A 564-nucleotide genomic window follows, 5' to 3' on the forward strand; every position below is an offset into this window, starting at 1 on the left:
CCCCTGGCCCGCGGGCCCCGTCCCGCCATGCTCGAACCTCCCCGGCCTGCCCCGTCCCTTCGACCGTAGGTCGGCGGTGATCAGCAGGACAGAACGCGACGCGAACGCGCCCCCTTCCGCTCCCTCGGTTCACTCCGAGCGCCTGCCCGAAGGGGTGAATCGGCGCGGGGCGGTGGATACACCCTTGAAGGGGGGATCGTGGAGCGGCGGATCGCAGCCCGCCGCTCCACGACGGACGTCAGGCGAAGACGGCGAGGCTCTTGGCCTTGCCCCGTGACTCCTCCGCGAGGACCAGGAAGCGGTCCTCGGGGCCGAAGACGGCGACGGCGCCCACGCCCGCGTACTCCTCGGGCATGTCGATCCGGACGCCGTTGAGCAGCAGCCGGGCGCGCTTGTCGTCCACGTCCCAGCGCGGGAAGGCGCGGCCCGCGGCCTCGGCCGTGCCGTCCTCGGCGACGGCGTCCCGCACGTCGTACACGGTGAACGCCGAGACCGTCACGGGCCGGGCCGGGATCTCGAAGTCCTCGCCCTTGCGGGCGCGCGCGTACGACCGCTTGCCGTCGA

1 pseudogene is annotated in these 564 nt (G+C 73.6%); it reads right to left on the bottom strand.

Annotated elements, in window-relative coordinates:
* Positions 1-238 precede the first annotated feature (238 nt).
* A pseudogene (locus AOK22_RS43035) lies at positions 239-564 on the bottom strand (hypothetical protein); the annotation flags it as partial.

Source organism: Streptomyces silaceus (genome assembly GCF_001419745.1).
GTDB classification, from domain to species: Bacteria; Actinomycetota; Actinomycetes; order Streptomycetales; family Streptomycetaceae; genus Streptomyces; species Streptomyces silaceus.